The organism is Bacillus sp. FSL K6-0069, assembly GCF_038007785.1.
Taxonomy (GTDB): domain Bacteria; phylum Bacillota; class Bacilli; order Bacillales; family Bacillaceae_G; genus Bacillus_A; species Bacillus_A mobilis.
On the sequence record NZ_JBBOXN010000001.1, the window covers coordinates 3,889,489 to 3,915,188 of the forward strand.

The 25,700-nt window shown below is 36.4% G+C and carries 31 protein-coding genes; 4 read left to right on the top strand and 27 right to left on the bottom strand.

The genetic code is table 11. The annotated features are described in order from the left end of the window. Positions 1–75: 75 nt before the first annotated feature. The 4 genes from ptsP to glcT all read right to left on the bottom strand — a co-directional run bounded on the left by ptsP (position 76) and on the right by glcT (position 5,438). On the bottom strand, positions 76–1,788 hold the full coding sequence (ptsP, locus tag MHB74_RS19845) for a phosphoenolpyruvate--protein phosphotransferase (protein ID WP_061679119.1): 1,713 nt from the start codon (positions 1,786–1,788) through the stop codon (positions 76–78). Beyond that, positions 1,788–2,051, bottom strand: coding sequence for a phosphocarrier protein HPr (ptsH, locus tag MHB74_RS19850; RefSeq protein WP_000411080.1), 264 nt, complete (start codon positions 2,049–2,051; stop codon positions 1,788–1,790). Before ptsH ends, ptsP begins: the two co-directional genes overlap by 1 nt. Positions 2,052–2,186: 135 nt before the next feature. Next, entirely contained in the window at positions 2,187–4,250 is a 2,064-nt protein-coding gene (gene ptsG / locus MHB74_RS19855; RefSeq protein WP_061679118.1) for a PTS glucose transporter subunit IIABC, read from the bottom strand. A gap of 339 nt (positions 4,251–4,589) precedes the next feature. Further along, on the bottom strand, positions 4,590–5,438 hold the full coding sequence (gene glcT, locus MHB74_RS19860) for a glucose PTS transporter transcription antiterminator GlcT (protein WP_061679117.1): 849 nt from the start codon (positions 5,436–5,438) through the stop codon (positions 4,590–4,592). Between the two features lie 165 nt (positions 5,439–5,603). Here glcT and MHB74_RS19865 point away from each other — a divergent pair, with 165 nt between their 5' ends. Beyond that, entirely contained in the window at positions 5,604–6,410 is an 807-nt protein-coding gene (locus MHB74_RS19865) for a Cof-type HAD-IIB family hydrolase (protein WP_061679116.1), read from the top strand. 70 nt (positions 6,411–6,480) lie between these two features. Here MHB74_RS19865 and phnF read toward each other — a convergent pair whose 3' ends face one another. The 6 genes from phnF to scpA all read right to left on the bottom strand — a co-directional run bounded on the left by phnF (position 6,481) and on the right by scpA (position 11,742). Beyond that, the gene (phnF, locus tag MHB74_RS19870; RefSeq protein ID WP_002194085.1) at positions 6,481–7,212 is read right to left on the bottom strand and encodes a phosphonate metabolism transcriptional regulator PhnF; all 732 of its coding nucleotides are present in this window, start codon (positions 7,210–7,212) and stop codon (positions 6,481–6,483) included. Next, the gene (gene nagB, locus MHB74_RS19875; RefSeq protein ID WP_001024205.1) at positions 7,142–7,930 is read right to left on the bottom strand and encodes a glucosamine-6-phosphate deaminase; all 789 of its coding nucleotides are present in this window, start codon (positions 7,928–7,930) and stop codon (positions 7,142–7,144) included. The genes phnF and nagB overlap by 71 nt, the downstream gene beginning before the upstream one ends. A gap of 4 nt (positions 7,931–7,934) precedes the next feature. Continuing rightward, the gene (gene nagA, locus MHB74_RS19880; protein WP_002107769.1) at positions 7,935–9,077 is read right to left on the bottom strand and encodes an N-acetylglucosamine-6-phosphate deacetylase; all 1,143 of its coding nucleotides are present in this window, start codon (positions 9,075–9,077) and stop codon (positions 7,935–7,937) included. A 208-nt stretch (positions 9,078–9,285) separates the two neighbouring features. After that, the gene (locus tag MHB74_RS19885) at positions 9,286–10,188 is read right to left on the bottom strand and encodes a ComEC/Rec2 family competence protein (RefSeq protein ID WP_061679115.1); all 903 of its coding nucleotides are present in this window, start codon (positions 10,186–10,188) and stop codon (positions 9,286–9,288) included. A gap of 78 nt (positions 10,189–10,266) precedes the next feature. Beyond that, positions 10,267–10,839, bottom strand: a complete 573-nt coding sequence (gene scpB / locus MHB74_RS19890) for a segregation/condensation protein ScpB (RefSeq protein ID WP_061679114.1) — start codon at positions 10,837–10,839, stop codon at positions 10,267–10,269. A 159-nt stretch (positions 10,840–10,998) separates the two neighbouring features. Beyond that, positions 10,999–11,742 (bottom strand): segregation/condensation protein A, encoded by a 744-nt coding sequence (gene scpA / locus MHB74_RS19895; RefSeq protein ID WP_061679113.1) that lies wholly within the window; start codon positions 11,740–11,742, stop codon positions 10,999–11,001. 169 nt (positions 11,743–11,911) lie between these two features. On the opposite strand from scpA, the gene MHB74_RS19900 reads away from it, so the two are divergent. Both MHB74_RS19900 and MHB74_RS19905 read left to right on the top strand, forming a co-directional pair. Then, positions 11,912–12,007, top strand: a complete 96-nt coding sequence (locus MHB74_RS19900) for a YjcZ family sporulation protein (protein ID WP_000510194.1) — start codon at positions 11,912–11,914, stop codon at positions 12,005–12,007. 97 nt (positions 12,008–12,104) lie between these two features. Then, complete coding sequence (locus MHB74_RS19905) at positions 12,105–12,623, top strand: DUF309 domain-containing protein (protein ID WP_061679112.1); 519 nt, start codon at positions 12,105–12,107, stop codon at positions 12,621–12,623. Positions 12,624–12,643: 20 nt separating this feature from the next. Here the strand turns inward: MHB74_RS19905 and ribT are convergent, their stop codons facing one another. The 3 genes from ribT to MHB74_RS19920 all read right to left on the bottom strand — a co-directional run bounded on the left by ribT (position 12,644) and on the right by MHB74_RS19920 (position 13,921). Next, positions 12,644–13,012, bottom strand: a complete 369-nt coding sequence (gene ribT / locus MHB74_RS19910; protein WP_000908397.1) for a GNAT family N-acetyltransferase RibT — start codon at positions 13,010–13,012, stop codon at positions 12,644–12,646. 67 nt (positions 13,013–13,079) lie between these two features. After that, on the bottom strand, positions 13,080–13,262 hold the full coding sequence (locus MHB74_RS19915; protein WP_081110333.1) for a hypothetical protein: 183 nt from the start codon (positions 13,260–13,262) through the stop codon (positions 13,080–13,082). Positions 13,263–13,483: 221 nt separating this feature from the next. Then, complete coding sequence (locus MHB74_RS19920) at positions 13,484–13,921, bottom strand: peptidylprolyl isomerase (protein WP_000853785.1); 438 nt, start codon at positions 13,919–13,921, stop codon at positions 13,484–13,486. A 187-nt stretch (positions 13,922–14,108) separates the two neighbouring features. Between MHB74_RS19920 and MHB74_RS19925 the strand changes: the two genes are divergently transcribed. Continuing rightward, positions 14,109–14,975, top strand: a complete 867-nt coding sequence (locus tag MHB74_RS19925) for a DUF1002 domain-containing protein (protein ID WP_000850509.1) — start codon at positions 14,109–14,111, stop codon at positions 14,973–14,975. 31 nt (positions 14,976–15,006) lie between these two features. On the opposite strand, the gene MHB74_RS19930 is transcribed toward MHB74_RS19925, so the two are convergent. From MHB74_RS19930 to dacF, 14 genes are all read right to left on the bottom strand, one after another. Continuing rightward, the gene (locus tag MHB74_RS19930) at positions 15,007–15,810 is read right to left on the bottom strand and encodes a Cof-type HAD-IIB family hydrolase (protein ID WP_061679111.1); all 804 of its coding nucleotides are present in this window, start codon (positions 15,808–15,810) and stop codon (positions 15,007–15,009) included. 96 nt (positions 15,811–15,906) lie between these two features. Then, positions 15,907–17,379 (bottom strand): spore germination protein SpoVAF, encoded by a 1,473-nt coding sequence (gene spoVAF, locus MHB74_RS19935; protein ID WP_061679110.1) that lies wholly within the window; start codon positions 17,377–17,379, stop codon positions 15,907–15,909. After that, positions 17,366–17,935, bottom strand: a complete 570-nt coding sequence (locus tag MHB74_RS19940; RefSeq protein WP_061679109.1) for a stage V sporulation protein AE — start codon at positions 17,933–17,935, stop codon at positions 17,366–17,368. Before MHB74_RS19940 ends, spoVAF begins: the two co-directional genes overlap by 14 nt. Positions 17,936–17,940: 5 nt before the next feature. Continuing rightward, complete coding sequence (gene spoVAE / locus MHB74_RS19945) at positions 17,941–18,291, bottom strand: stage V sporulation protein AE (RefSeq protein WP_061679108.1); 351 nt, start codon at positions 18,289–18,291, stop codon at positions 17,941–17,943. A gap of 3 nt (positions 18,292–18,294) precedes the next feature. Continuing rightward, positions 18,295–19,311, bottom strand: coding sequence for a stage V sporulation protein AD (spoVAD, locus tag MHB74_RS19950; protein ID WP_061679107.1), 1,017 nt, complete (start codon positions 19,309–19,311; stop codon positions 18,295–18,297). Between the two features lie 13 nt (positions 19,312–19,324). Beyond that, on the bottom strand, positions 19,325–19,783 hold the full coding sequence (gene spoVAC, locus MHB74_RS19955; RefSeq protein WP_061679106.1) for a stage V sporulation protein AC: 459 nt from the start codon (positions 19,781–19,783) through the stop codon (positions 19,325–19,327). A gap of 14 nt (positions 19,784–19,797) precedes the next feature. After that, entirely contained in the window at positions 19,798–20,214 is a 417-nt protein-coding gene (spoVAB, locus tag MHB74_RS19960) for a stage V sporulation protein SpoVAB (RefSeq protein ID WP_061679105.1), read from the bottom strand. Next, complete coding sequence (gene spoVAA / locus MHB74_RS19965) at positions 20,207–20,827, bottom strand: stage V sporulation protein SpoVAA (protein ID WP_061679104.1); 621 nt, start codon at positions 20,825–20,827, stop codon at positions 20,207–20,209. The genes spoVAB and spoVAA overlap by 8 nt, the downstream gene beginning before the upstream one ends. A gap of 116 nt (positions 20,828–20,943) precedes the next feature. Beyond that, positions 20,944–21,042 (bottom strand): methionine/alanine import family NSS transporter small subunit, encoded by a 99-nt coding sequence (locus MHB74_RS19970; protein ID WP_000016829.1) that lies wholly within the window; start codon positions 21,040–21,042, stop codon positions 20,944–20,946. Beyond that, entirely contained in the window at positions 21,042–22,568 is a 1,527-nt protein-coding gene (locus MHB74_RS19975) for a sodium-dependent transporter (RefSeq protein ID WP_061679103.1), read from the bottom strand. Before MHB74_RS19975 ends, MHB74_RS19970 begins: the two co-directional genes overlap by 1 nt. A gap of 137 nt (positions 22,569–22,705) precedes the next feature. Then, positions 22,706–23,464, bottom strand: coding sequence for an RNA polymerase sporulation sigma factor SigF (sigF, locus tag MHB74_RS19980; RefSeq protein WP_000350734.1), 759 nt, complete (start codon positions 23,462–23,464; stop codon positions 22,706–22,708). Between the two features lie 12 nt (positions 23,465–23,476). Then, positions 23,477–23,917, bottom strand: coding sequence for an anti-sigma F factor (gene spoIIAB, locus MHB74_RS19985; RefSeq protein ID WP_001243399.1), 441 nt, complete (start codon positions 23,915–23,917; stop codon positions 23,477–23,479). Continuing rightward, a complete protein-coding gene (gene spoIIAA / locus MHB74_RS19990; protein WP_000059133.1) occupies positions 23,918–24,268 on the bottom strand; it encodes an anti-sigma F factor antagonist in 351 nt (116 codons plus the stop codon). It lies immediately after the preceding gene. 170 nt (positions 24,269–24,438) lie between these two features. Then, positions 24,439–25,629 (bottom strand): serine-type D-Ala-D-Ala carboxypeptidase DacF, encoded by a 1,191-nt coding sequence (gene dacF / locus MHB74_RS19995; RefSeq protein ID WP_061679102.1) that lies wholly within the window; start codon positions 25,627–25,629, stop codon positions 24,439–24,441. Between the last annotated feature and the right edge of the window lie 71 nt (positions 25,630–25,700).

Genomic DNA, 25,700 nt, shown 5'->3' on the forward strand with positions numbered 1-25,700 from the left:
TAAGAAAATAAGATTTACTTTTCTCATAGAAAAAACCTGAGACCGATTTCAAATCGACTCAGGTTTTTTTATTGATTATATGCTTTTAACTAGTTCAACAACTTCTTCAGCAGTTGACATCATTAATGCTTTTTCTGCTAATGTTTCCATTTCTGCTTTTGACAACTTGCTTAGTTGTGTTCTTGCAGGAAGAATAGATGTTGCACTCATACTGAACTCATCTAAACCTAATCCTAATAATAATGGGATAGCAAGTGAATCTCCCGCCATCTCACCACACATACCAGCCCATTTTCCTTCTTTATGAGCCGCTTCGATAACCATTTTTACAAGACGTAAAATAGATGGGTTATACGGTTGGTATAGGTAAGCTACTTGTTCGTTCATACGGTCTGCAGCCATTGTGTATTGGATTAAGTCATTTGTTCCGATAGAGAAGAAATCAACTTCTTTTGCGAATTGATCTGCTAATACTGCTGAAGCTGGGATTTCAACCATCATACCCACTTCAATAGAATCAGAAACAGTTGTACCCGCTTCTACAAGTTTCGCTTTCTCTTCTAATAAGATTGCTTTCGCTTGACGGAACTCATCAAGAGTTGCAATCATTGGGAACATAATTTTTAAGTTACCATATACGCTAGCACGAAGTAATGCACGAAGTTGTGTACGGAACACATCTTGCTCATCAAGACATAAGCGAATTGCACGGTATCCTAAGAATGGGTTCATTTCTTTTGGTAAATGTAAGTATGGAAGCTCTTTATCTCCACCGATATCAAGTGTACGAACAACAACAGGTTGACCTTCTTTTACACCTTCAAGAACTGCTTTATACGCTTCGAACTGCTCTTCTTCTGTTGGAAGATTGTCACGGCCCATGTATAAGAATTCTGTACGGTATAAACCAACGCCTTCTCCGCCATTATCGATAATACCTTGTACGTCATTTGGTGTTCCGATATTTGCAACAAGCTCAACGTGATGTCCATCACTTGTTACAGTAGCTTGGTCTTTTAATTTTGCCCATTCAGTTTTTTGCTCTTCAAATTTCGCTTTCTTTTCTTCAAAAGAACGAAGAGTTTCTTCTGATGGATTTACAATTACTTCTCCATCTAAACCGTCGATGATTACGATATCGCCGTTTTGGATTTTCTCCATAACAACTTTCGTACCAACAACTGCTGGAATTTCCATAGAACGAGCCATAATTGCAGAGTGAGATGTACGTCCACCGATATCAGTTGTAAAACCTTTTGCATACTTACGGTTTAACTGAGCTGTATCAGATGGTGTTAAATCTTCAGCAATGATGATTACTTCTTCAGAAATTGTACCAGGGTTCGAGAAGTTAATTCCTAGTAAATGTGCAAGAACGCGTTTTGTTACGTCACGAATGTCCGCAGCACGTTCTTTCATATATTCGTTATCCATGTTTTCAAACATAGAAATAAACATTGATGCAACTTCATCCATTGCAAATTCAGCATTTACTTTTTCGCTATTTACTTTATCTTTTACTGGGTTTACTAGTTCTGGATCATTTAACACTAATAAATGTGCTTCAAAGATCGCAGCTTTATCAGCACCTAGCTCAGCAAAAGCGTGGTCCTTAATAGCTTCTAATTCAGTTTTTGCTTTCTCAAGCGCAGCGTCTAAGCGTGCAATTTCAGCAGCTTCGTTTGTAATTGATTTCTTTTCAATGTTAAATTCAGGATTCTCAAGTCTGAAAGCCTTTGCAATAGCAATCCCACTTGATGCAGCGATCCCTTGAATGTTAAGAGTCATTATTCTCCTAATCCTTCGTTTTTCATAGTTTCTTCGATAGCTGCTAGTGCTTGAGCTGCATCATCACCATTTGCAGTGATTTTAATTTCTGCGTTTTGTTGAATACCTAAAGACATAACGCCCATGATTGATTTTAAGTTAACGTTTTTTCCGTTATACTCTAAGTTAATGTCAGAACCAAATTTGCTTGCAGTGTTTACAAGTAGAGTTGCTGGACGAGCATGAATTCCTGAGTCGCTAGTTACTTTAAAGATTTTTTCCATGATAATTTATCTCCTTTAAATTACAGTATTTTTTAGTTGTATAGACGTGAGTACTACATCATCTATTGTATATAATAGGCGATGTTCGGTCAACCACATCGCCTATTATAATTATAAACATTTTGCGTCAAATTCCTACTGAATGTCAATAATAGCGTTTTCGCCCTTCTTAACATTTCCATCTTTTTTCAATTCGACTTGTTGTCCTTGTTGTAAATTCGTAAAGACAATTGGTGTAATGATAGATGGTGCATTTTCTTTTACAAATGCAAGATCTACTTTTAATAATGGTTGTCCTTGTTTCACTTTGTCGCCTTGTGCTATAAGTGCTTCAAAACCTTCACCATTTAATTTTACAGTATCAATACCGAAATGGATTAAAATTTCTTTTCCGCCTTCAGATTGAATGCCAATCGCATGCTTTGTAGGGAATACGTTGACGATCTCACCGTTAACTGGAGAAACTACTGTTCCTTCTGTTGGCTCGATTGCAAATCCGTCTCCCATCATTTTTCCTGAGAATACTTGATCAGGTACTTCTGTAATCGGTAAGATTTTCCCTTCAATTGGTGAAACGATTGTTTCGTTTTCATCAACTTGCTGAGGAGCTTCTTCTACTTTTACAGGCTCTTCTTTTTCAACATGAGGTGTACGACCTGACATAATATCATGAATTTGTGATTTTAATGTGTCAGATTTAGGTCCGAAAATAGCCTGAATGTTATTTCCTACTTCAAGTACACCAGCTGCTCCAAGCTCTTTTAAGCGATCTTTGTTTACATTCTTTTGTTCGTTAACTTGCACACGTAAACGAGTAATACAAGCATCTAAAGAAGCAATGTTTTCTTTACCGCCAAGTGCCACTAATACCTCACGAGGAAGTTCACCCGCTTCAGTTTTTCCTGCACCGTCATTCGCATTTGCTACTTCACGACCAGGTGTTTTTAAATCCCATTTACGGATTGCAAAGCGGAATCCGAAGTAGTAAATAACTGCTAGCACAAGACCAACAATAATTACCCACCACCATGCTGTACGGCCCGGTAGTACTCCGAATAACATAAAGTCGATTAAACCACCAGAGAATGTCATACCAATTTTAACACCTAAAATTTGCATTGTCATAAATGATAGACCAGCGAATACGGCATGAATTCCGAATAGTACTGGTGCTACGAATAAGAATGAAAATTCAAGTGGTTCTGTAATACCTGTTAAGAAAGATGTTAATGCAGCAGAACCTAAAATACCTGCTGCTAATTTTTTATTTTCTGGACGTGCTTCATGGTACATTGCTAATGCAGCTGCCGGAAGACCGAACATCATGAACGGATACTTACCAGTTGTAAATGTACCTGCTGTTAATTCTACACCGTCTTTTAACTGTGCCATAAAGATTTTTTGATCACCACGGATTAATTCGCCAGCTGCATTTGTGTACTGACCGAATTCGAACCAGAACGGTGAATAGAAAATGTGATGTAATCCAAATGGAATTAATGAACGTTCAATTAAACCGAATATGAATGCTGCTAATGTTCTATTTGCATCAATCATTTGATGTGAGAACGTATTTAAGCCACCTTGAATGTATGGCCAAACGAAACACATGATAATACCTACTACTAAAGAGAACGTTGCAGTTGCGATCGGTACGAAACGCTTACCTGCGAAGAAACCTAAGTATGATGGTAATTCAATGTTGAAGTATTTATTGTAGCAATATGCGGCTACTATACCGACGATAATACCACCAAATACTCCCGTTTGTAGCGTTGGAATTCCTAATACGTTTGCATATGCTGGATCAGAAAATCCAATTTTTACTGGATCTGCTCCAGAACTTGTTACTTTCACTAGCTTATCTACTTCTAAGAACACACTCATCGTTTTGTTCATAATTAAGTAGCCGACGAATGCTGCTAATCCAGCTACTCCGTCTCCACCAGCTAAACCAATTGCTACCCCAACTGCGAATAATAATGCAAGGTTAGCGAAAATAATATCACCAGATTGTTCCATAATTTTTGCTACCATTACGAACCAATCTGCTTTTAAAGCAGGAATAACATTTGTTAACTGTGGATTTTGAAATGCATTACCAAATCCAAGTAAAATACCTGCTGCCGGTAAAATCGCTACTGGAAGCATTAACGCTTTTCCGACTTTTTGAAGAACACCAAAGATCTTCTTAAACATGGAAACCCTTCCTCTCTTATCTATATTGATACCTTCCGACAAACGCCAAAAAGACATGAGGAAAAAAAGATAGAACGATAGCTATACAAAGGGTAGTATATCCCTTTCTCAAGCTTACATTCCTTACTTTTCTCCACTCATGCCTGATCGAATCAGTAACACGTGTCAAAAATAGGATTACTTATAAGTTCACTATAATTAAGGCAAACGTTTTCGTTACTTACCTTAATGTGTTTGTCGAAATTTGTATAACTTTGCATTAGTTATTATACATAACTATTGTAAGCGATTCAATGATTTTTTTTAACGTTTTCATTTTAGACAAAAATATACGTCTTTTTACACATGCTCTGCTTTCACTAAGCGCTGCAGGTGCATCGTTAAATATATGCTCTCTGCTTCATACACAGGAAGTTGCAATTCTTTTTGCATGACCTTTACTAGCTTCCAAGCTAAATTATAACAGACGGGATATTCCGCCTTTAATAAATCAGCAAAGCTTTGTGATTCCTCTACTTTCTCCCCTTTTTTCACCCGTTCAATAGCATATTGTAAATGACGGATAAGGCGTAAGTAGTGGATACTTTCTTGGTCTAATGTAATTTGTAAGTTTGTCTCAATTAAAGATACAAGCTGTGCAATGAGACGGGAGTTTTGATTAACTGAAGATAAATCTGAATTTGTAAGTGAACTGTAAATATGGAGTGCAATGAACCCAATTTCTCCTTCTGGCAATATAATTTGCAAACGAGAATTTAAAAGGTCTACAACACCTTCAGCAACTTCATATTCCTCTGGATAGAGCATTTTCGTTTCAACTAAAAAAGGATTATCAATTGTAAGTCCTTGTTTTAATCTCTTAATTGCAAAAGAAATATGATCTGTTAAAGCGATATGAATATGTTCATTCAATGGTGATTTTGCTTTTTCTTGAATGTAGAACATAATATCATTCATTAATTCAATTAATTTTTCACTTATATGCGGCACTAACAGTTTGTATTGTTCACGATCACGTTCATTTTTCAAAACAAACATTTTTTCAATTTGTTCTTGCTCCAATACGTCTTTCGCTTTTTTCCCAAATCCAATTCCTTTACCAATCACTACTACTTCCTCGTGTTCAGGATGGCTAGCAATGATGACATTATTATTTAAAACTTTTTTAATTTCTAGATAATTACTCATATAACACCACCCTCGTACTTAAATAGCCTGCTTTTATGTTACAGAACATTCTTCTTTGTCGTCAATGTAAAACATCTACCATTTCATAAAAATTCATTTTTTAGACATGTTTATATATGATGCGTATAATGTAAGAGCAACTGTACATAGAAAGGGGATAACAACATGATTAAAATGTTTGTAAGTGATATCGATGGTACAATGATGCAACACGGAGGATTAATTGACGAACAGGATTTTGTAGCACTTCGTAGTCTTGCTGAGCAAAATGTTATTCTTTGTTTCGCTTCTGGCCGACTTGATAATGAGATTGCAGACTTAATGAAAGCTATAAATACAAATTTCCATCGCATTAGTGTAAATGGTGTTTTCGTGTACACACATGAAAACGAGCAACTATTATCCGCAACATTCGATTCGAGTATTCTACCTGATCTGTTAGCAATGACAAATGAAGATCCTTATTTTCGTTATGTAAGTGATGAGCATAATTATTACATTGAAGAAAAAACACCGTTTATTCATGAGCTCGAACAACAAGTCACGATGACTTCTGTTGAAGAACCGCATCTATTACAGAAAATTGATGATACAATTTTTCCAAATAAAATCTCTGTCGGTGGAACAAAGGAAAGCTTACAAATCCTTCAGAAAAAAATCGATGAAAAATTCCACGGAAAAGTTAGTACATTCATTTCAGCAGAGCAATGTTTAGATGTAATGCCACCTAATATTAGTAAAGGGGCTGCTATTTCTGTTTTATTAAAAGAGTTTCAAATACAGCCAGATGAAGTTGCTTGCATAGGGGATTCTTATAATGATATCCCAATGTTTTCTTTAACTCCTCACAGTTTTGCTATGTCTCAAGCAGATGACGCAGTAAAAGAACACGCTCACTATGTAGTAAATACAGTTAAAGATGCTGTTAACCACGTAATTGCTCATAATAAAAATACGACTCACTCCTTGTAAGGATGAGTCGTATTTTTTCTTTACATGTTAAACAATTTGACATTAACTGTACTTCACGAACTGAAATATATTATTTGTTACGTGCGATGTTTGTAATAAACTTATAACGATCTCCACGATAAATACATTTCACATACTCTAACGGTACTTCACCTTCTGAATATGACCATTGACGCATTACAAGCACTGGCGCCTTTTTAGGAATATGCAGATGTTCCGCTTCATTATCCGTTGCAATTGAAGCTTCAATTGATTGAGTAGCGCTAACAAGTTTAAAGCCCAGTTTTTTCTCTAAATGTTCATATAAAGATTGTTGCAATATTTCTTCGTTAATATCTTTTACAAGAGCTGGCGACAAATATGTCGTCTCAAAAGCAATCGGTTCATCATCAGCTAAGCGAATACGCCTCACTTCATAAACCGACTCTCCCTCCTGTATTCTCAACCGGTCTGCGATTTTCGCAGTAGCTGGAACTAGGCGGAAACTAAGTAATTGACTACTTGGGTTCATCCCACGAGAAATCATATCTTCTGTGAATCCCGTCATTCCTTGCAATTTTTGTTCCACTTTCGGAAGTTGGACAAACGTACCGATTCCACGTTTCCGATATAAATAACCTTGTTCCACTAAATTATTAATCGCCTGTCTGATTGTCATACGACTCACTTCGAACTTATCGCAAAGTTCATTCTCAGATGGGATTTTATCTCCCGGCTTCCATTCGCCGTCCTCAATTAGCTGTTTCACCCACTCTTGAATCTGATAATAGATCGGAAATGGTGAATACTTGTCGATGTTCATCAGCAATCGCCTCACTGCATAAAGATAGAGCTTCTTGATCAGCGATTACGGTTACATTCGGATGACGTTGTAAAACTGTAGCAGGACACGCTTCACTATATTCACCTTGCAATAATTCTTTAACAGCTTCTGCCTTTTTAGAACCCATAGCAACAAGTAGAATTTGTTTCGCTTTCATAATGCTTCCGATTCCCATTGTAATCGCATGAGTTGGCACATCTTCTTCTTTTTCGAAGAAGCGAAGGTTTGCTTGGCGTGTAGATTCTGTTAATTCAACAATGTTTGTTGGAGAATTAAATAGTGTTCCTGGTTCGTTAAATCCGATGTGACCGTTTTCACCGATTCCAAGAATCTGTAGGTCAACTGGGTTAGCAGCTAGAATGCCCTCGTAACGTTTGCACTCTTCCTCTAAATCACTTGCCATCCCGTTTGGTACATAAGTTTGTTTAAATGGAAGATGATCAAACAACTGTTCTTGCATAAAATAGTGATAGCTGTTTTTATCTTCATGTGGTAAATTTACGTACTCATCTAAGTTTACAGTGGTTACACGGCTTGTATCAAGTTTATTTTTTCGCATTTCTGCATAAATACCTAATGGAGAGCTTCCTGTAGCCATTCCTAATGTTGGATTTTCTTTTGTTTTTACAACTTCTTCAATTAATTTATAACCTGCTTCTGCTAGTTCTTCTGGAGTTTTTACAACAAGAATATTCATTTCATTACTTCCCTTCCTTCATATGAATTCCTAAACGAACCGTATCATATACATGTAAATCTTCATTCATCACAACAAAGTCTGCATCTTTTCCTACCGCTAATGCACCTTTATGATTTAATCCAAACTCTTCTGCTTGGTTAACTGATGTCATTAGTACCGCATCTTCGATTGAACAACCTGTAAATTCAATTACATTTCGGAAAGCTTGATCCATTTTTAGAATACTACCAGCTAACGTTCCATCTTCTAATCGAGCACTACCATCTTTTACATGTACTGGCTGTCCGCCAAGCTCATATAATCCATCTTCAAGACCTTTTGCACGCATTGCGTCAGTAATAACACTTACTTTTTTCGGTCCTTTTAATTTATATGCTAATTTCACCATATCAGGGTGAATGTGAATACCATCTGTAATTACTTCAACCATTACATCTGGATTTAATAACACATGACCAACAACTCCTGGTTCACGGTGATGTAATCCACGCATTTGATTGTATAAATGCGTTGCATGTGTAATGTTTCTATTTTTTAGTTGCGCATCAATTGCATCTGTATGACCCATTGTGCCCACAACACCAGTTTCAGCAAGATACTGTTCAAACTCTAACGCACCTTCTTCTTCAGGTGCATATGTTACTAATTTAATTAGATTCCCGCTTGCTTCCTGCCATTGTTTAAATTGTTCAATATTCGCAGGAACAATATGTTCAAGTGGTTGTGCACCTGCACGTTTTTTTGAAACATACGGTCCTTCTAAGTGAATATATTCGAAATGTGCTCCTTTTTCTTTCGCTTCCTTCGCAGCATGTAGTGCTGCTTCGATTGCTTCTGGAGCTTGTGTCATTGTTGTTGGAAAGTAAGTTGTAACTCCTTCTTTTAACATTTCTTTACCTAGAGTTACTAATCCATCGCTATTTGCATCCATCGCATCAATATCGTATCCACCATGAATATGAACATCGATCATACCTGGAATCACAATTTTACCTGCCGCATCTAAAACCGCTTCATTTTCTTGTGATACATATTGAGCCATCAAACCAATTTCTTTAATTGTTTCTGCGTAACGAATAAATCCGTTTTCCACTACTTCTTGACCTGTATAAATTTTGGCATTGATGACAACTTGCGTTTTCATTTTCATCGATCCTTTCCCATGAAATACCTACTTGTTATTATTACCTTATTCGCCTAATTCCATCTTAATATATGCACGAGTAGTTGTCTAGACATTCGAATGAAATTTCCTTTTTGTTTAACAAAAAGGACACTTGCTGCGTCTCTCTCAATTATAATATATGTTATTCAGTTTTCCAAAAAGGGAGAATATCCTCGTATCCTATTACTCATTTAAGTAATGGCATTAATCCACTAGTGCCTATTGTAATATGCTCGCCGTCTGTTTCCATTTCTACTGTACGTTTATTTGTTCCATATATCATTATACCATGTCTGTTTAAGCGTCTCACTACACTTTGGTGCGGATGCCCATACGGATTTCTGCTTCCATATGAAAGAATTGCGAACTGTGGCTCTACTTTCTTAAGAAACATTTCACTTGTTGAAGTATATGAGCCATGATGTCCCACCTTTAACACATCTGCATGTACATCAAATTGCTTTAATATTTCCGTTTCCGTCCGCACATCAGCGTCACCCATTAGTAAAAAATCCGCTTTTCCATATCGTACCTTTAACACAATTGAAGATTCATTATTTTCATCTTTTGATTTCCCATTGTTTAATACTTGTATGGAAACATGCGGATCTAGTGGTATGTATTGTCCCTCTTTTACTGAAACGAAAGGAATTCCTCTTTTTTTAATATGATTCCGGTATGTGTGATACGTAAAAGAACTATACGTTTTTCCACTATCTAATATAAGTGATACCGGCATTTGCTCTACAATCGGAATCAATCCTCCAATATGATCCATATCAGGATGCGTACTGACGATAGCATCTAAATGATTAATCCCTTTTTCGATTAGTTTTTGAATAATAACCTCACCAGCTTCATAAGGTCCTCCGTCAATTAACATCGTTTGTCCATTTGGCAATGTAATAAGTGTTGCATCACCTTGGCCAACTTTTAAAAAACTCACTTTCATTTTACCAAGATGTTGCCGCTGCGTATGTAAAGGAGACGTGGTATGAATAGACATCATATATCTTTTGGCCGATGTACTATTTAAAGAAAAGCATAACAAAACAGAAACTAACAATAAGATACTTCGCATACCTCTCATAACTCGTCTCCTTTTTTCAATTAGTATGGCACGGTATAAAATTGATATACAAAAAAAGCTTAGCAAAATGCTAAGCTTTTATTTCGATATCTCCTGTAAAGAACCAAAGAATAAATCTGCTTCATTCATTTGTTCATTCTCTTCAGAAAGTGCTGGTAAATCATCTAATGTTTTCAGTCCAAATGTATCTAAAAACTCTTTCGTTGTTCCATATAAAATAGGACGCCCGGGCCCTTCTGCTCTTCCCATTTCTTTTATAAGTAAGTGTGAAACTAACGTTTGTAACGCCTTATCGGTTTTTACGCCTCTAATCTCTTCCATTTCAGTCCTTGTAATGGGTTGACGGTATGCCACAATCGCTAACGTTTCTAGAGCAGCCTGAGAGAGTGAAGCAGCTGTTGGGGTATCTATTAATTTTTGATAGTACGAAGCATGTTGTTTCTTTGTAGCAAAACGATATACTTTTGCATACTGTACAATTTGCAAGCCTCGGTGTACACCTTCACATTCCTGTTGCATTTCTTCTAAAATATCGATTACTTCATTTCCTTCAATTTCAAGGACTTTCGCTATTTGTTCTGGATAAATTCCTTCGTCACCAGACACAAATAAAAGCCCTTCAATGATTGATTTCTGTTCTGCTCTATCCATTTTACGAGCTCCTTCCTCCTATTTTCTCCATAAAAATACACATCAAAAAACCGAATCACAATTCATGCGTTCGGTTCAATATTTTTTCTCTTGTTCCAAACGATACATTCAAACCTAGCATGAGATATAACTATTTCTATCTCATTTACCATACTAACTCTATGCAGATTTAGTAGAGCTTGATACGAAAATTTCATCAAAATTATGTTCTTGTTCAATTATAATTTGTTGATTTTTCATAAGCTCAAGAACCGCTAAAAATGTTACAACCATTATTTCCCGTTCATCATCAACAAACAAATCATAAAAACTTTGACGACCACCTTGTATTTCTAACTGCTTTAAAATATCAGTCATGCGCTGTGAAATTGGTATTTCTTGACGAGTAATACGTGTTGTTACAGGTTTCTTTGCTTTTTTACGGCGCATTAATTTTTGAAATGCCGCTAGCATATCATATAACGTAACATCAAGAGGCAAGTTTGTCTCCTCTTCTTGTTGCAATGATGTAAAATCAATTGGCGGACGTGTATATAGCTGTGCTCTTTCTAGTTCTCTTTCTTTTAGTTCAGTAGCAACTTGCTTATATTTCTTATATTCAATTAACCTCTCCATCAATTCTTGACGAGGATCATCTATAAAGTCATCACCGTTATCAAGTACATCTTCTTCATGTTTCGGCAACAACATTTTACTTTTAATTTGTAATAAAGTCGCAGCCATTACTAAATACTCACTTGCAACATCTAATTGTAGTTCTTTCATCGTATGTACATAAGATAAATATTGCTCTGTAATTTCCGCTACAGGAATATTATATATGTCAATTTCATAACGATGTATTAAATGTAACAATAAATCTAAAGGCCCTTCAAAAGCCTCTACTTTAAAATTATACTGCACAAAGCATCCCACCACATTTTTTCTATAACATCATAAGTATAGAGCATACTCATGTTCTATCCAACCTTTTTAAGAAATTTAATTAAAAATAGACCGATGCCTATGTCATAATGCCCATCGCTTCATATGATAACAGTGTAGTAAGAACAATGTAGGAGGTCAAAAAACTATGGGTCACGTTGATTGCGGTTTTAGCGGTGGGTTCGCATTACTTGTTGTATTGTTTATTTTACTAATTATTGTAGGGGCAGCTTGCTTCTGCTAATATGAACAATAACGACTAGGGACATTTCCCTAGTCGTTTATTGTTCATATTTCTATGATACACTTGTATTTATAACCGTTAAACAGGGGTGAAGAACATGTATCCTACCGAATACATACAATTTTTAATTCATTTTCACGGAGATTATGATTATTTTGAATGCCATGAAATACTGGAAGAATATTGGAAAGGAAAACCAAAAGGAGATCGCGATCATTATTTAGTTGGTCTCATTCAAATTGCAGTTTCTTTATACCATCAAAGACGCTCTAACTGGAATGGCGCAGAAAAAATGATGAAAAGTGCCATAACGATTTTAGAAAAAAACAGTGCACCTTTACTACGTTTAGGAATAAATGCCACACAACTCCCATTCTTACTCAAGGATAGATTGCAATCTATACAGAAAGAAGAAAATTTCACACCGTTATTTTTACCATTATCAGATACAACATTAGAAAAGCATTGCATGGAATTATGTCAGAAACAAAACCTCCCTTGGAAAGACGTGAATGCTTCTCCTAGTGAATATATAGTACATAAGCACACATTACGTGATCGAACAGAAGTCATTACTGAACGAAACGAGCAATTACAAAAAAGAAAGCAGAGATAATAAACTACTTATCTCTGCTTTCACGAATGTATATTTTGTTCAAGCCCTTTACACTTTTTGCAAAAACTTGCTGTCTGCTCATTTCCGCAAATTGTAAACTCAAGAAATTTGCTCTTTAACTCTTGTACCATCTTCGTCCCAATACCCATATGACGGTGAGATGGATTCACACTCAAATGCTGAATTTCCAAAACTTGATTCTCTTTTTTTACAATCCCCATTATCCCAACAAAATCTTCGTTTTGTTTCCACAAATACAATTGCCAATCATCTTTTGCTTCATAATCTTTCATAGTCAATTGTAATGTTTTCACATCTTTTTCCGTTGGCATAAATGAAAGAAGCCCCATTGCAATCTTTTCATAACTTTTTTTAAAACGAATTAACATAACCCTTATCCCTTCTTACAAAAGTTACAAACTATTAATCCCCTCAACCACTCTTTTCATATCACATTCATTTTACAATATTTTCAACAGAGTGAGAAGGGCTTAAAACAACTTGATAATCATACAAAGCGAAAAGAAGAAAGTCAAATATATGTTTCAGTACTATTTTTGCTAAGTAGATAGAAAGTGAAACGTTGTTATATGAAAGCGAAAAGATACAGCCACCACTCATTATCACTTCAATATTCATCACCTGAGAGCAAATGAATTCTAGCGAAATGAATGTAATAAAAAATATTTATTGAAACATGTAATCTAATGTATTCTATGTAATATGTTAAAATTTTGTTCTCATAAGCGCCATATTTTCACTACAATAACAGTACTACTTGTATCATGTACCGCAAACGAAATCCCCATTCCTATTAAAAAAAACAAAAAAGAGAGCCATAGCTCTCTTTTCCCATTAACTTATTCTTCCCAAACTTTAACTTCTTTCATTACATCGCCTTGACGCATGTTTAATACTGTTTCAATACCGCTTGTTGCTTTACCGAATACAGTATGTACACCATCTAAATGTGGTTGTGGCTCATGAACAACAAAGAATTGGCTACCGCCAGTGTTACGGCCAGCGTGAGCCATAGAAAGTGATCCTACAAGGTGTCTATGAGGATTTCCATCAGTTTCACATGGGATAGAGTAACCTGGGCCACCTGCACCTGTTCCTGTTGGATCTCCACCTTGGCTTACGAAGCCAGGAATAACGCGGTGGAATGTCACACCATCATAAAATCCTTGCTCTGCTAGTTTTTTAAAGTTTTCTACTGTTTTTGGTGCCTCTTCTGGGAAAAATTCTAAATCGATTTTTTCACCATTTTCCATTAATATGTATCCTAAAGTTTTCATATGTATATGTCTCCTTTCAACTATCTCAGCACTATATTACCACATTCATGACTAGAAACAAAAAGAATCCGACAATCTACATACTTCTTTTTTGAAATGTGGTAAAAGCTAGGTGACAAATAAGAAATATATACTATAATAACTGTGTTGCCCGAAAATTTTAGAAAGAGAAAGGGAGCGATTTTTCGTGAAAACGAAATTACTAGCTCTGCTATTAGCTGTAACGGTATTTATGATGCCAACAGCTTCGTTTGCAGACATCATCGAAGGAGAATCAATTGTTACACTAGGAGAAAACTTGTCTGAACAACAAAAACAAGATCTGTTAAAAGAAATGAAAGCACCAAAAGATGCTACAATTATTACTGTGTCTAATGCGGAAGAACATAAATTTCTAGAAGGGATTGTTCCAAAAGCGCAAATTGGTACGAGAGCAATTTCCTCTTCTATGATTACATACACAAAGCCAGGATCTGGTCTCATTGTACGTTCAAAAAACATTAATTCGATAACAGATGCAATGTACACAAATGCACTTATTACAGCAGGTGTAAAAGATGCAGAAATTCAAATTACTGCACCATTTAAAGTTTCAGGAACTGCTGCTTTAACCGGTTTAATGAAAGCCTACGAAACAACATCGAACAAAGCAATTCCTGAGGAAGTAAAAAAAGTAGCCAATGAAGAAATGGTGCAAACAGCCCAGCTCGGCGATAAAATTGGTGAAGAAAAAGCAGTTCAACTTGTTGCAAAAATTAAAGAAGAAATTGCCAAAGAACAGCCAAAAACGACTGAAGATTTACGTTCATTAATTAAAAAAATTGCGGATCAACTTGGTATTACATTAACGGATGAACAGTTAGATAACTTAGTTGCGTTATTTGATAAAATGAAAAATCTTAATATCGATTGGAATCAAGTTGGCAGTCAGTTAAATAAAGCAAAAGAACACGTTTCTGCCTTTTTAGGATCTGAAGAAGGGCAAGGTTTCCTAGATAAAGTTAAAGATTTCTTCTCAAGTATCATTGATTTTGTTAAATCGTTATTCAAGTAAAAAGAAGCTCGCTAGTAGCGAGCTTCTTTTTTTATACAAGTAACGGCAATTTCATAACAGCTTCTTCAACCGAACGAACAACATGATTTGCCTTCTCCTTCACATATGGATGAGCATGATGAAGAGTAAATGAATGCGGGGTTACTTCAAACATAGAAATATCATTGAAAGAATCTCCAATGCATGCAACTTCATTTGCTTCAATTTGTAAATGTTCCATTAATCGCCTTAAAGCACTTCCTTTACTTACTCCCCTTGGCATAATATCAACATAGCGTTTACCAGACATAAAAACTTCTGCTTCGCTCTGAAATGTATCTCGTAACTCTTGATCTAATGCTGCAATTGTCTCCTCTTCCCCAAAAACAAACAATTTCGCAGGATGTACAGTCTTACCAAATTCCTCTTCTAATGCTTCTATCTCAGCAATATGCACGCCCATATACGTTTCAAAATTATGATGATGTTCATTCTTTCTTTTTGTATACCGTTGCTCATTTGCACAAACAATATCTGCTAGTCCTTTTTTATGGATATATCGATATATTTCCTGGGCAATCCCATCTTCAAAACTTGATTCATGAAATATTTGTCCATCCGGCAGTAACATCGTCGCTCCATTTAAACTCGTTGTGTAATACGGGAATGCAAACCTATTTACGACTTCATCAATTCGATGAGTAAAGCGGCCAGAGGCAAAACAAATATTTGTCCCTTTTTCAGCTAACCAACTAATTGCACGTTCATCTTCTTTTTGCATATGATTCACATTATAAACGAGCGTGTCATCTAAATCACTTACAAATAATTTAATCATGTCCTCTTCCCCTTCCATACACAATATCTACTCTAAGTGTACACAAAAAATGTTTAATTTTTGTTAAAAAACAATAAATTTTTGCTAAAAAAATAAACGGGTGTATAATCCCGTTTATTTTTGTCTTTTTACATTTTGAGGTCTTACAATACTTGGACGTACTTTTAAACTAGACATTGTTGGGCGAATTAGAATCTTCGTTAAAGCTCCCCAATCAAATGGCAGAAATGGCCATAAGTATGGTGTTTGTAAACTCTTTATCGATGTTAAAAATAAAAGTAATATTGTCATACCTATTACAAATCCCATCTCATGGAAGAGACCGGTTAAAATAATAACAAATAATTTTCCAATCTTATTTCCGAGTCCTAATTCATAACTCGGTGTTGCATATGCACCAATCATAGAAACTGCTACATACAAAATAACTTCTGGTACAAACAAACCTACATCAATTGCTATTTGACCAATTAATATGGCGGAAATTAATCCTGCTGCAGACGATAACGGCGTTGGAGTATGAATGGCTGCCATCCTTAAAAACTCAAGTCCGATCTCGGCCATCAACACTTGTAATAAAATCGGTAAATGCGTCATCTTATTCGGTCCAATGAAAGCAAGATTTGCTGGTAAAAGAGTTGGATCAAATACAAATACTAACCAAAATGGTAGTAAAAACAAGGAAAATAAGACACCCAAAAAGCGTACCCAGCGTAAAAATGTACCGACAGCCGGATTTTGTCTAAACTCTTCTGCATGCTGTAAATGGTGAAAATATGTTGTTGGAGTAATCATAGCACTTGGTGATGTATCAACTAGTACTAACACATGTCCTTCTAATATATGATTCGCCGCCACATCCGGTCTTTCTGTATACCGAATAAGTGGGAATGGATTATAGCTTTGCTTTACAACAAATTCTTCCACTGTTTTATCCGCCATCGTAATTCCATCGACATCGATGTTATTTAATTCTTGTTTTATAATCTTAACTAAATCCGGGTTTGCAACATCTTGTACATATGTAATACAAATATCCGTTTGCGATCTATCTCCTACTCGAATCATTTCATTTCGAAGACGCGGGTCACGTATCCTTCTACGGATTAACGCTGTATTTACAACAATATTTTCAACAAATCCATCCCTTGCACCACGTACTACCTTTTCTGTATCTGGTTCTGTCGGCGTTCGGCCCGGATAACTACGAACATCTATTGCAAACGCTTCTGTTTCACCTTCCACAAATATAATGATGAGTCCTGATAATACTTGGAGCATTACCTCATCCATCGTTTTCACTTTACTTACTTGTTGATGAATTAAACGATTCTCTAAAAGCTTCACTGTATCTTCTTCTACATCCCTTATTTCATTTGTATCCACCGCTTCTTCTAAAATAGGGATAATATAATTCGTATCACAAAGTCCATTTACAAATAACACACCAATTTCTTTATTTAAAATTTGAAATTTACGTATGCCAACATCATATGTAACCCCTAGTCCAACTGTTTGCTTTAAATAATTTTCATTATCGCTCAAAAAAGATGAAATAGGGATATCCACTTTTTTAGGCTTCGTCATAAAATCCACTCCTTTCCAAAATTAATTGAATTGCTTTTCTAGTAATAGGTGATCCTCTCTCCCATTCGTCATTTCCACACATCTTACCAATATCACCAACTCCAACAATGACAGGGACATTCAAATCATCTAAACAATAAATCGTATCTCCGCTAATCCTGCCAATTTCACCATCTGGAAGTCCAAATTTATCAACACCGTATTCGGTTAAATCCCCGTTTCGATCTACACTTACATCTACACGTGCCCATTCCCAATGATGTGTATTAGACGCTACTGCCAAAATCCCCAGTACATCAATTTGTTTATGTGTAGCTACATATTTTAAAGCTTTTTCACCAGATCCTTCTCCAATAAATCCACTGTCATCAAACATAACAAATACAGGGTCATATGGCGTTTGCATAATAAGCTCAACAACTTTCTTCCCTGTCAATTTGGTTGGATTACTTTGTGATGCTGAAATACACCTTCCCCCAAATTCCTTCGTTAAAAGCTCAATTGTTCGCTTTGCATATTCATCTCCATCTGTGACCAAAACAACCCTTCGTCTCATTTGATTTATCCTTTCGGTTTACATATAAGTGCTACAAAAAATGAAAATAATATCGCTGCCGAAATGCCTGCAGACGTTAAACTAAACATACCCATACCAATCCCTATATATCCGTGTTTTTCTGCCGCATGCATTGCCCCGTGTAATAGGGAATGTCCAAAACTTGTAATAGGAACTGTCGCCCCAGCACCTGCAAACTTTATAAGCTTATCGTACAATCCGAATCCATCTAAAGCTGCTCCTAGTACTACAAAGGTAGCCATTAAATGGGCCGGTGTTAACTTTGCAAAATCTAACAATACCTGTCCAATTACACAAATAGCGCCTCCTACAAGAAATGCATATATAAAATCCACAATTCACTCTCCCTTCACTCTCTCAAATACAACACCATGTGCAATTGTTGGAATCGTTTCTTTCTGTTGCATCATCATCGGGCTTAATAACGCACCAGTAGCAACAACAAAAATCCGTTGTAAATTCCCTTTTTGCATCTCGCTTAATAAATGACCATATGTGACAACAGCTGAACAAGCACAGCCACTACCACCAGCAAATACTTCTTCTTGATCGGAATTATAGATCATTAATCCGCAATCATTATATATATGCCCAAGATCATACCCTTCTTCCAGTAACAGTTGTTTCGCAATCGGTGTCCCAATAGCTGATAAATCACCGGTAACAATCAAATCATAATCTGCTGCACTTCTCTTCAAATCTTCAAAATGTTGTTGAATTGTGTGGGCAGCAGCAGGTGCCATCGCTGATCCCATATCTAAAGGATTTGCAATCCCTAAATCTTGCACTTTTCCAATCGTAGCTGCCGTAATTTTAATGGCACTTTTTTCTTTACTAATTAATATGGATCCCGCACCTGTAACAGTGGAATTTGCTGTTCCTGGTTTTTGTCCCCCATACTCTGTTGGATAACGGAACTGTCTTTCAGCCGTCGCATTATGACTACTTACTGTCGCTAAAACACGATTTGCGAATCCACCATCTATAAAGGCTGATCCAACCGCTAAAGTCTCCATCGAGGTTGCACAAGCACTAAACATCCCTAAAAAGGGAATCTCCCACTTACGCGCAACATAATTCGCTGTCACTGTTTGATTTAATAAATCACCCGCTAGAAAGAAATCAATTTGTGATGTTTTTACATTTCCTTTTTGCAAGACTTGTTGAATTGAATCTGACATTAATCTTCGTTCAGCAAGTTCCCAGTTTTCCTCTCCGCAATGTAAATCATCGTATGAAATATCAAAATCCTTTCCAAGAGGGCCTTCAGCTTCTTTTGGACCGACAGCAGTACCGGTTGCATTCACATAAATATCATTTTGAAATACCCACGTTTGTTTTCCGGTCAACCTCATACTAGCCCCTCCTTTAAGACATAAAAATGTTAAAAGTATATCGTATTAACCCAATAACGTATGCACCAACGACCCCAAAAACGATAACACTTCCCGCTAGCTTAAACATATTTGTAGCAACCCCAAGCACAATCCCTTCACTCTTATGTTCTAGCGCAGCGCTCGCCATAGAATTCGCAAATCCCGTAACAGGTACTGCAGATCCCGCTCCAGCAAATTGACCAATTTTATCATATACACCACAACCTGTTAAAATCGCCGATAACAATACAAGCGTTGCAACTGTCGGATTTCCTGCCTCTTGTTCACTGAAATGAAAATAATGTATATAAAATTTCATCAATACTTCTCCGACAGTACAAATGAGTCCACCTACAAGAAATGCCTTAACACAATTTATGAAATAATTTGGTTTCGGATGGTACTCCTTCACTTTATTTATGTAATCATCCTTTAGTTTTCGCCCTGTCATTTATATATTGCCTCCTACTTTACGAAATAAATCCAGTGAAACAACGAGCCTATTACTTTCCCAAGTACAAGAGCAACGAGTAAAACAACAATTTTCCCCTCTACCCCTACTCGTTTCGCTAAAATAGGTAAAACATTTAACACTTCTGTTAATGCGGCTGCAAGCATTCCTACGAATGTGCCACAAAATATCCCTAATATAACAAGCCAATATTGCGACGTTTGAAATGTAAGGTTTTTCAAACTACACCAAGCCCCTGTTAACGTACCTGCAATAACTGCCCACTCAAAATATTGAATGTGCTTTCCACTTCTCGTTAATTGAGCTAGACGAGGGATTATGCCAAGTACAGCTAAAAATGCGACATATCCGCTACCTACTGCAATCCCTCCCGCTAAACCAATTAAAATAACAAGCCCAGACTCAATCATCGGCAAGTTGTTTCATATTGTCCTTGTTTTCATGAACAATTACATATTGGTCAAGTGACTGCTGATATTGGAACATCTCCACTTCTAACGGACTCGGCTCTTCATTAATTCGCTTTTGAAATACATGATTAAAAAATAAGACCATACCTAACCCAAGACCTAATGAATAAGGAATTTGAAATAAAAGTGGTTGTGCCTTAAATTCTCCCGTAATCATGTAATATAGGCGCTGGTGCACTTGTTGCATGCTTACATCTTCATGGAAATAAATGATCGCAAGGGCCGCTCCAATGAAAAGTAACAACCATACAAGTCCGAAGAAAATTGGATGCACTTTCTTTTTTTCATATATAATTTCAACAAGAGTTTGTCCAGAACCGAGTAAATTAATTTGTATATGAGCCGCTTTTTGCCTAATAATCTCAATTATTTTCATAACATCAATTACGACATGCGTCTTATCATGAGCTGTTATTTTGTAAACTACCTCATCCTGTAACGACTGAACTACGAGAGCGTCTCCCGCAAGTTGAGCAACATCACCCAGCTTCACTTCATACATAGGAGAAACTTTTAATCGATTACGCATTTTAATATAAATTGTTTGTTCCAATTTTCATTCACCTCTTCACTCTTCCTCGTAGTTGTAGTATGGTTATTGAATTTTTTTCTAATACAATTTTTTCATAAAAAAACATCTGTACCATTTCGGTACAGATGTTTTTTAGTTTATGCCTTTTTCTTAAATAAATTTGCAATACTTAATGCGAGTCCTCCCCAAATGACTACCATACCAATAACCATCATCATAATCGCTGATCCACTCATTATGAAACACCCCGATCTTTCCATTCTTTTTCAAGCTTAGCAGAATCTGAATGTATTTGTGCATTCCATTTCTTCAGACTAATGATTAGCGCAATGATAAGGAACGCTGCTGCAATTGACCAACCATATGTTACGACAAACTCTGTTGGATAATCTCCGTAGTTCTTTTTAATATTTTGGATTGTACCATCAATTAACATGTACCCTAACATAAGCGGGGTAATAACGAGTAGACTCACTCTCCAAAACGTCCCTAACTTAATATCAGATACGAAGTTTGCGTGATTTTGATAAACTGGTAAACGGCGTAAAATGAGTCCTATCGTAACTACTTCCGCTAATGCAATTGAAATTAATCCGAAGTTATTAGCGAAATAATCAACAACATCTAGGAACATAAGCCCGCCACGTGTTGCAAAAACAAGAGAAACTAGCACGAGAAGCGTCCCCATAATTCCAATTGTTTTTTGGCGACTTAAGCTGAACTTTTCAGATACGGCAGCAAAACATACTTCCGCAAGCGAAATGAGGGATGTAATTCCGGCAACCGTTAATGATAAGAAAAATAATACGCCAAATAACGGTGACATCGGTAATTCATTAATAATTTGCGGGAATACTACGAATGCAAGTCCTACACCAGCACTCGCTACTTTATCAACTGGTACTCCCATATTGTTTGCCATAAATCCAAGAGCTGCAAAGACCCCAATCCCTGCTAATAATTCAAATCCTGAGTTTGCAAAACCAGTAATAAAGGCATTATTTGTTGTATCTGAGTTTTTCGGTAAATAACTAGAATACGTAATCATAATTCCAAATGCTAAAGATAAACTAAAGAAAATTTGACCATAAGCAGCAAGCCATACCTTTCCATCAAAAATACGACTCCAATCTGGTTTGAAAAATGCATCTAATCCTTGCATCGCACCTTCCATCGTCACTGCACGAACTACGATAATAAGGAACATAACTACTAGTAAAGGGATGAAAATACGGTTAACTACTTCAATTCCTTTTTTAACTCCTTTGAATGCAACACCAAGCACAATAATCCAAACGAGAGCTAATGGAATTAATACTTCCGGCACAAGCCCCCCAAACTGCCCTGGCTTATCTGCAACATGTAAGTACTCTTTAAATAAAAATGATTGCGTGTCTTTCCCCCATGCTCCAGTAATTGCAAAGTACGTATATGAAATAGACCAAGCAATAATTACTGCATAATATGTTGAAACGATAAACGTTACACACATTTGCCACCATCCAATGAATTCAGCACGCCGATGAATACGGAAGAACGTAAGTGGCGCTGAACCACGGTGACGATGCCCAAGAGCAAATTCAAACGCCAATAATGAAATACCAGTCGTTAATAATGCGAATAAGTACGGTAAAAAGAATGCGCCTCCTCCATTTTCATACGCTGTATAAGGAAAACGCCATATGTTTCCTAATCCAACGGCAGAGCCGACCGCTGCGAAAATAAATCCAGCCCTCGTTCCCCATTGTTGCCTCGTTTCCATATTTCCTTCCCCCTTTGTGACAAGTTCATAATTGGATTATATTTTAAATTTACTAAATTATCAATAAATTCTGTAAACTTTTACGAAAGTTTACAATCTACTCCTATTTAAATCCATAAAAAAAATCGAATAGATAGCTATTCATCTATTCGATCTTTCATCTGTTTTAATATTTTCTTTTCGAGTCTTGAAACTTGTACTTGCGAAATACCTATTCGCTCCGCTACTTCCGATTGCGTTTGGTCTTTATAGTAGCGCAAATACACAATTAAACGTTCTCGCTCATCTAATTCTCTAATTGCTTCTTTTAAAGCAATTTTATCAAACCATTTCGTTTCAGATTGATCTGCAATTTGATCTAAAATAGTAATTGGGTCCCCGTCGTTTTCATACACCGTTTCATGTATAGATGAAGGAGCTCGACTCGCTTCTTGCGCCAGAACCACTTCCTCTGGCGTTAGTTCTAACGCTTCTGCTACTTCATTAATCGTTGGGGCCCTTCCGAATTCTTTCGAAAGCTCGTCTCTCATCTTTCGAATTTTATTTCCTGTTTCTTTTAAAGATCTACTTACTTTCACCGATCCATCATCACGTAAAAATCGTTGTATTTCTCCAATAATCATTGGAACTGCATATGTTGAAAATTTCACGTCGAAAGATAAATCAAATTTATCTACCGATTTTAAGAGCCCAATACATCCAATTTGAAATAAATCGTCTGGTTCGTATCCTCGATTAAGAAAACGCTGCACAACCGACCATACGAGACGCATATTACTTTGAACGATTGTATCTCTCGCTTGTTGATCTCCATCTTGACTTTGTTGAATTAACGCTTTTAGCTCGTGGTCCTTTAACTGAGGTTTCTTCTTCTCATTTTTGACCTCTATGTCCATAGGCTATTCTCCTTAATTGCATAGAGCGTTACTATTTGATAAGTATTTTGTCAAATGGATTGTTGTCCCGAAAGATTCGTTTGAAATAACTTCTACTTCATCCATAAAATTTTCCATGATAGTAAATCCCATTCCGGAACGCTCTAATTCAGGTTTAGTTGTAAAAAGGGGTTGTCTTGCTTCATCTAAATCAAAGATGCCAATCCCTTCATCTCGAATCGTGAGTTTCACCATTGCTTCTTCCAAAATTACAGAAATATAAACAACACCTTCTGCATTTCCTTCGTACCCATGAATAATTGCATTTGTAACTGCTTCTGACACAACTGTTTTAATCTCCGTAAGTTCTTCCATCGTTGGGTCTAGTTGCGCAATGAAAGCAGCTACTGTAACGCGAGCGAACGATTCATTTTGACTTAATGCTGAAAATTGAAGGTTCATTTCATTTCTCATTTATGCCACCCCCAACGTCGCGAGCGCATGCGCTTCACTTTCTTCTAAGCGAACAATTTTAAATAAGCCCGACATTTCAAATAAACGTTTAACAGGTGGTGAAATTGCACAAACAACCATTTCTCCACCTAATCCCTTTACATGCTTATATCGGCCTAATATAACACCTAAACCAGAACTATCCATAAACGATAAGTTCTCTAGGCTCAAAACAATATGATGAACACCATGTGTCTCAATCATATCTGTTACTTTCGTTCGCAACTCTTCAGCAGTATGATGATCTAATTCACCCGCTAGTCTCACACATAGGACGTCACGTTTTACTTCTAATTGCATGGAAAGACTCACACGATTTCCTCCTTATGCTCAAACTTTACTCATTTACATACATAAAGATTTTCGTGATTCAACATAAGAATCCTTCCTACTGACAAAAGAAGAACTATTTCGCCATAAAGTGAAACCATTCAGCAATTATTTACTTTCATACGAATAGAAAAGCGGCAAAATGTTTGCCGCTATTTTGATGTTGAAAACATCCCAAAACTTCTTTTAAATAACTCCCACCAGCTCGCTGCAGCAACATCTTCTTTTGCTACAATTGTTTGTTTTAATAAAACATCTTTGTCTTTTTTAATAACAAGTGTACCAAGTGCATCGCCCTTTTTAATCGGCGCTTTCACTTTCTTTTCAGCAATTACTTCTTGCTTTACTTTGTCCATATTTTCGCCCTTCTTCATAAGAAGAGACACATTGTCTGACGCAACTAAATCTACTTTTTCTTTTTTCCCTTTTCCTACTTGGACAGTCTTAATTTTTTCGCCTCGTGTATACAATTTCTTTGTCATATATTGACCAAATGCATAGTCAAGAAGCTTCGTTACTTGATTGTTCCGTTCTTTCGATGTAGGTGCACCCATAACAACTGAAATAACACGCATCCCATTCTTTTCAGCCGATGCTGTTAAACAATATTTTGCTTCTGTCGTAAAGCCAGTTTTCACGCCATCTACTCCAGGATAAAAACGTACTAACTTATTCGTATTCACGAGCCAAAACTTCTTATCCGTATCTTCACGTAAATAGTCTTCATATTTACCTGTGTATTTGCGAATAAGTGGGTACTTCATTAATTCTCTCGCCATTATAGCCATATCATTTGCTGTAGAATAATGGTCTTTAGCCGGAAGACCTGTTGGGTTTTGAAAATGAGTGTTTTTCAATCCTAAATCTTTCGCTTTTTTGTTCATCATATTTACAAAACCTTCTTCTGAACCAGCGATATGCTCCGCTACTGCAACAGATGCATCATTTCCAGATGCAATAGCAATACCCTTTAGCATTTCATTTACAGTCATCTCTTCCCCAGGCTCTAAAAAGATTTGTGATCCACCCATTGAAGCTGCATGCTCACTTGCTCTAACTTTATCGGTCAGTTTTAGTTTTCCTTTTTCAACTTGTTCCATAATTAATAGCATTGTCATAATCTTCGTCATACTAGCAGGTGGTAACTTCTCATTTGGATTTTTATCAAACAAAACTTCACCTGTATCTTGTTCAATTACAATTGCTGACGACGCTTGTTCCGCTAACTTCGGCGTTGTTTCTTCTGTTTTCTCCTGCTTCGTTTTCTCAGATTGTGCGAAACTAACTGAAGTACCAGAAAGCAATAACATGAAACAAACAAGTATTCCAAAAACTCGCTTCATGACTAACCCTCCATTCTATATCAGACCTATTTTTTCCAATTTCTCATTTTTTAATACCATATTTTTCTAAT